The organism is Microvirga sp. P4_G7, from assembly GCF_056401005.1.
The window spans coordinates 1-5,718 of record NZ_JBFUKD010000205.1 but is presented as its reverse complement, the minus strand read 5'-3'; the positions used below and the strand labels follow the sequence as shown (position 1 = coordinate 5,718).

The 5,718-nt window shown below is 61.3% G+C and carries 4 protein-coding genes; all 4 read right to left on the bottom strand.

Going from position 1 to position 5,718, the window contains the following annotated elements:
* Positions 1–96: 96 nt before the first annotated feature.
* Positions 97–891, bottom strand: coding sequence for a biotin--[acetyl-CoA-carboxylase] ligase (locus AC1DT3_RS10790; protein ID WP_477465257.1), 795 nt, complete (start codon positions 889–891; stop codon positions 97–99).
* 1 nt (position 892) lies between these two features.
* Entirely contained in the window at positions 893–2,332 is a 1,440-nt protein-coding gene (nuoN, locus tag AC1DT3_RS10785; protein WP_477465256.1) for an NADH-quinone oxidoreductase subunit NuoN, read from the bottom strand.
* A gap of 7 nt (positions 2,333–2,339) precedes the next feature.
* A complete protein-coding gene (locus AC1DT3_RS10780; RefSeq protein WP_477465255.1) occupies positions 2,340–3,851 on the bottom strand; it encodes an NADH-quinone oxidoreductase subunit M in 1,512 nt (503 codons plus the stop codon).
* Positions 3,851–5,718: NADH-quinone oxidoreductase subunit L (gene nuoL / locus AC1DT3_RS10775; protein ID WP_477465254.1), on the bottom strand; the 1,868-nt coding region annotated here is incomplete at its 5' end. The genes nuoL and AC1DT3_RS10780, both read right to left, overlap by 1 nt.

The window sequence follows — 5,718 nt, the reverse complement described above, 5'->3', positions numbered from 1 at the left end:
GGCCCGGCCCCGTGCGTGCTCGACGGACGAAACATTCCGACGTCGAGATCTGGCACCAATTCAATAGGTTAGAGCGTGATCAGACGCAAAGCAGGATCACGCTCCAGGGAGCAAGTTGGCTAGATATAGGTCGCCAGCATCGATCACTTCCAGTCCTTGATCGGTTTTAAGCTGTAGGCGACCGCTGACATCCAGGCCCTCGAAGATGCCGTTGCGTGCACCTGAAGGGAGTCTCAGGGTCACTTCGCAACCGATTCCGGCCGCGCGTTCGAGCCAGAGCCGGCGGATGGCCCCGAAGGAATCGGCCGAACGCCTCCGACGGGCCGAACGCCATGCCGAAAACGTCCTTGCAAACGAATCGGACAGGGCCTTGAACACGTCGTCCCGTGACAACGTCGGCTTGACGGACTTCAAGGTCGCCGTCGGATAGGGCGTGTCGCTCGGTGCATAGGCCACATTCACACCGAAGCCGATGACGATGGCGAGCGTATTGGATGGGCCGATCCGGTGCCCTTCCAGAAGAAGCCCGGACAGCTTCGCGCCTTCGAGGAGCAGGTCGTTCGGCCATTTCAACGTGAGACGCGGAGCGGACACGCTGGTGAGCGTCTCTATCGCCTCATGCAAAGCGAGCCCGGCAACGAAGCCCAACTGGCTCGCTTCGGCGATGTCGCACGGCTCGATGAGAAGCAGGCTCGCATAGAGATTGCCGACCGGGGACACCCACTCCCTGCCGTGCCGTCCCCTGCCCGCGTTCTGTCGGCTCGCGACGATCCAAAGCTGACCGGGATCACCGGACCGCGCGGCCTCGACTGCATCGTCGTTCGTCGAACCCGTTTCGTCTAAAGAAAGGAGCCTATAACCGCGAGCCGCTGTCTCTGCCGTAAGTTGCACGTCAGAACAGGGAGCGTGCCGCAGCGCCCGCAACCGAGACGAGGGGGCCGGGAACGAGACCGAACAGGACGACGAAGATGCTGGAAAGCGCCAACACGAACTTCACGCCGATCGGCATCGTGTCGTATCGCTCGGCCGGCTCGTCGAAATACATCACCTTGACGATGCGCAGGTAGTAGTAAGCGCCCACGACGCTCGAGACGACGCCGATCACGGCGAGCGCAACGAGGTTCGCCTTGATCGCCGCGTTGAACACGGCGAATTTGGCGAAGAAGCCGGCGAGTGGCGGAATGCCAGCCATCGAGAACATCATCATCGCCAGACAGAATGCGATCACCGGATGCGTGCGCGCGATGCCGGACAGGTCGCTGATCTTCTCGAACATTACATTACCGCGACGCAGGCTCAGAATGCAGGCAAACGAACCCAGTGTCATGGCAAGGTAGATCGCCATGTACACGGCGACGCCCTCGATACCTTCCGGCGTGCCGGCGGCGAGGCCGATCAACGCGTAGCCGACATTCGCGATCGASGAATASGCCATCAGGCGCTTGATGTTGCGTTGCCCGATGGCGGCGAAGGCGCCGAGAATCATGGACGCCAGCGAGATGAAGACGATGATCTGCTGCCACTGGCCGATGATGCCAGGGAACGCTTCGATGAACAGACGCGTCGCCATCGCCATGCCGGCCATCTTCGGCGCAGCTGCGAAGAACGCCGTTACGGGCGTGGGCGAGCCTTCATAAACGTCGGGCGTCCACATATGGAACGGCACGGCCGAGATCTTGAAAGCAATGCCGGCTGCGATGAACACGAGACCGAAAATCAGGCCGTTTCCGACCTCGCCAGTCAGTACTTTCGCGATCGCGGGGAACGAGACCGTTCCTGTGAAGCCATAGACGAGCGATGCGCCATAAAGAAGCATACCCGACGACAGGGCGCCGAGGACGAAGTACTTCAACCCCGCTTCGGTCGAACGCACGTTGTCGCGGTCGAAGGCTGCGATGACGTACGAGGACAGGCTGAGCAATTCGAGACCGAGATAGAGCGCGATCAAGTCGTTCGCCGAAATCACCATCAGCATACCGATCGTCGCGAGCACGATGAGGATCGGGTACTCGAAACGGTTGATCCCTTCCCTACGCATGAAATCCAGCGACAGGATGATCCCGCCCATGGAACCGAGCAGCGTCAGAGATTTCATGAACTTGGCGAACGAGTCGACGACGAACGATCCGTTCATGGTCTCGACTCTCTCGGGAGAGAGCGCCAGGACCGCGACGAGCGAAACGAGGAGAAGCCCGAGCGCGATGATGTTGATCGCGCCGGCCGACTTCTCGCCGCGGATCGCGCCGAACAGGATCAGAACCAGCACGCCGGCGGCCAGAATGATTTCCGGCAGCGCAGGTGCGAAGAGTGGAAGTGCGAGCGCGGTGTTCATCGTGACCTCAGTGCGCGACCAGAGCCGCCGTCTTCACGGTGGCAAGCGCGGCTTCGTAGCTTTTCAAGAGCGCATCCGTCGACGCCGCAAAGCTGTCGAGGATCGCACCGGGCTGGACGCCGTAATAGATGACTAGAATGACAAGCGGAGCGAGCGTGATGATCTCGCGGCGGTTGAGATCCGCGATGTCCTGAAGCACGGGCTTGTCGAGCGCGCCGTACACCACGCGGCGGTAGAGCCAGAGCGCATACGCAGCCGAGAAGATCACGCCCGACGTCGCGAGGAACGACACCCACGGATTGGCGCGGAACGTTCCCAAGAGCGACAGGAACTCTCCGACGAAACCTGAAGTGCCCGGCAGGCCCACATTCGCCATGGTGAACACCATGAACGCCACCGCGTAGAGCGGCATGCGCGATACCAGCCCGCCATAGGCCTTGATCTCGCGCGTGTGCATACGGTCGTAGATCACGCCGACGCAAAGGAAGAGCGCGCCGGAGACGAGGCCGTGCGAGACCATTTGGAACATGGCGCCCTGCACGCCCTGCGTGGTCATGCTGAAAATGCCCATCGTTACGAAGCCCATATGGGCGACGGAGGAATAGGCGATCAGCTTCTTCATGTCCTCCTGCATCAGCGCCACCAGCGACGTGTAGATGATGGCGACGACGGACAGCGCGAAGACGAACGGCGCAAAGTACTGCGACGCCTCGGGGAACATCGGCAGCGACACACGGATGAATCCGTAACCGCCCATCTTCAAGAGGATGCCGGCCAGGATTACCGAACCCGCCGTCGGCGCTTCGACGTGCGCATCGGGCAACCAGGTGTGCACCGGCCACATGGGCATCTTCACCGCAAAGGACGCGAAGAAGGCAAGCCAGAGCCAGGTCTGCATGCTCGAGGCGAAGGGGAACTTCAGCAGCGTCGGAATATCGGTCGTGCCCGCCGCCCAGTACATCGCCATGATGGCGAGCAGCATCAGCACCGAGCCGAGCAGCGTGTACAGGAAGAACTTGAAGCTCGCGTAGATGCGGCGCTTGCCGCCCCAGATGCCGATGATCAGGAACATCGGGATCAGGCCGGCTTCGAAGAACAGGTAGAACAGCACCAGATCGAGTGCCTCGAAAACGCCGATCATCGTCGTCTCGAGAACGAGGAAAGCGACAAAGTATTCCTTCACTCGGTGCGTGATCGATTCCCACGACGCCAGGATGCAGAACGGCATCAGGAAGGTCGTGAGCAGGATGAACGGCATCGAGAAGCCGTCGACACCGAGTTTGAAACGGATGTTCTCGGACAACCAGGCGTGCGTTTCAATGAGCTGAAACGACGAGGTTCCGATATCGAACCGTCCCCACGCGACGAGCGACAGAAGGAAGGTGGCGACCGTGGTCGCGAGCGCGGCCCAGCGCGCGTTGGAACGCGTCGCCTCGCTGTCGCCCCGAAGCGTCAGGATGAACGCCGCCCCGACAAGAGGCAGCACCAAAAGACCGGAGAGGATGCCGAAGCCAAGCATCAGTGAGCTCCCCTGAAGAGGAAGAAGGTGACGAACGCCGCGACGCCGATCAGCATGGCAAAGGCGTAGTGATAGAGGTAACCGGTCTGCACCCGCACGACGCCGCGCGTCACGTCGAGCACACGAGCCGAAATCCCGTCGGGACCCAACCCGTCGATGATCTTCTGGTCACCCGTTTTCCAGAGGAAGCGGCCGAGAGCCATGGTCGGACGCACGAAGATGGCGTCGTACAGCTCGTCGAAATACCACTTGTTCAAGAGGAAGCGGTACAGGACCGGATGATCCGCGGCGAGCTGCACCGGCTTCTTGGTGTCGAGGATATACATCCACACCGCCATGACGAACCCGAGGATCATCATCACGGTCGGAAGCAGCGGAACCCAGACCGGCAGGTGATGCATATCTTCCAGGATCTTGTTCTCCGGACGGGTGAACAGAGCGCCCTTCCAGAAGTGCTCGTAATCGTGGCCGATGAAGGCGTTGTGGAACGCAATGCCGGCGACCAGCGCGCCAGTGGCGAGGACGAGCAATGGAATGAGCATGACGAGCGGGCTCTCATGCGGCTTATGATCGCCATGACCATGATGATCGTGGCCGCGACCGTGATCATCGTGCGCGTGATTCACGTCGTGGCCGGCAGCGTCGTGCTCGGCGCCTTCATGGCTCGAGGGATGGTCGTGAGAGTTGTCCCAGCGCGCCTTCCCTTCGAAGGTGAGGAAGAACAGGCGCCAGGAATAGAACGACGTCATGAACGCCGCGACCACGGTGGCGAGGAACGCGAAGGTGCCGGCCGAGGTGTGGGCCGCATAGGCCGCCTCGATGATCGCGTCTTTGGAATAGTAGCCCGCCGTGAACGGGAAGCCCGTCAACGCCAGCGTCCCGACCGCCATCATCGCCGTCGTGAACGGGATGTATTTGCGCAATCCGCCCATGGCGCGGATATCCTGCTCGTGGTGCATCGCGTGGATGACCGAGCCGGCGCCCAAGAACAGCAACGCCTTGAAGAAGGCGTGCGTGAAGAGGTGGAACACGCCCGCCGAATAGGCGCCGACTCCGAGGCCGACAAACATGTAGCCGAGCTGCGAACAAGTCGAATACGCGATGACCCGCTTGATATCGTTCTGCACGAGGCCGACGGTCGCCGCGAAGAAGGCCGTGATGCCGCCGATGATGGTGACGACCGTCAGCGCGTCCGGAGCGTACTCGAACACGGGTGACAGGCGCGCGACCATGAACACACCCGCCGTCACCATGGTAGCGGCATGGATCAGGGCGGAGACCGGCGTCGGGCCCTCCATCGCGTCCGGCAGCCAGGTGTGGAGCAGGAACTGGGCCGACTTGCCCATGGCGCCCATGAAGAGAAGCAGGCAAGCGAGCGTCAGCGCATTCCAGTCGAAGCCCAGGAAGTGGAAGCGGGCGTTCTCGAATTCAGCCACGCGCGGGAAGATCTGGTCGAAATTGACCGTCTTGAACAGCACGAAGATCAGGAAGATGCCGAGCAGGAAGCCGAAATCACCGACACGGTTGACGATGAAGGCTTTCATCGCGGCCGCGTTGGCGGATTCCTTCTGATACCAGAAGCCGATCAGGAGATAGCTCGCGAGACCGACGCCTTCCCAGCCGAAGAACATCTGCACCAGGTTGTCCGCCGTCACCAGCATCAGCATCGCGAAGGTGAAAAGCGAAAGATAGGCGAAGAAGCGCGGACGGTGCGGATCCTCGCTCATGTAGCCGATCGAATAGACGTGGACGAGCGCCGAGACAGTGTTCACGACGATCAGCATCATGGCCGTGAGCGTATCGATGCGGAGCGCCCAATCCACCATCAGGTCGCCGGACGACATCCATTGCGCGATCTGAACGCGGG

What these genes read in the sequence shown, in the direction of transcription:
- AC1DT3_RS10780 (WP_477465255.1), bottom strand. Translation starts at nt 3,851, where the DNA reads ATGCTTGGCTTCGGCATCCTCTCCGGTCTTTTGGTGCTGCCTCTTGTC.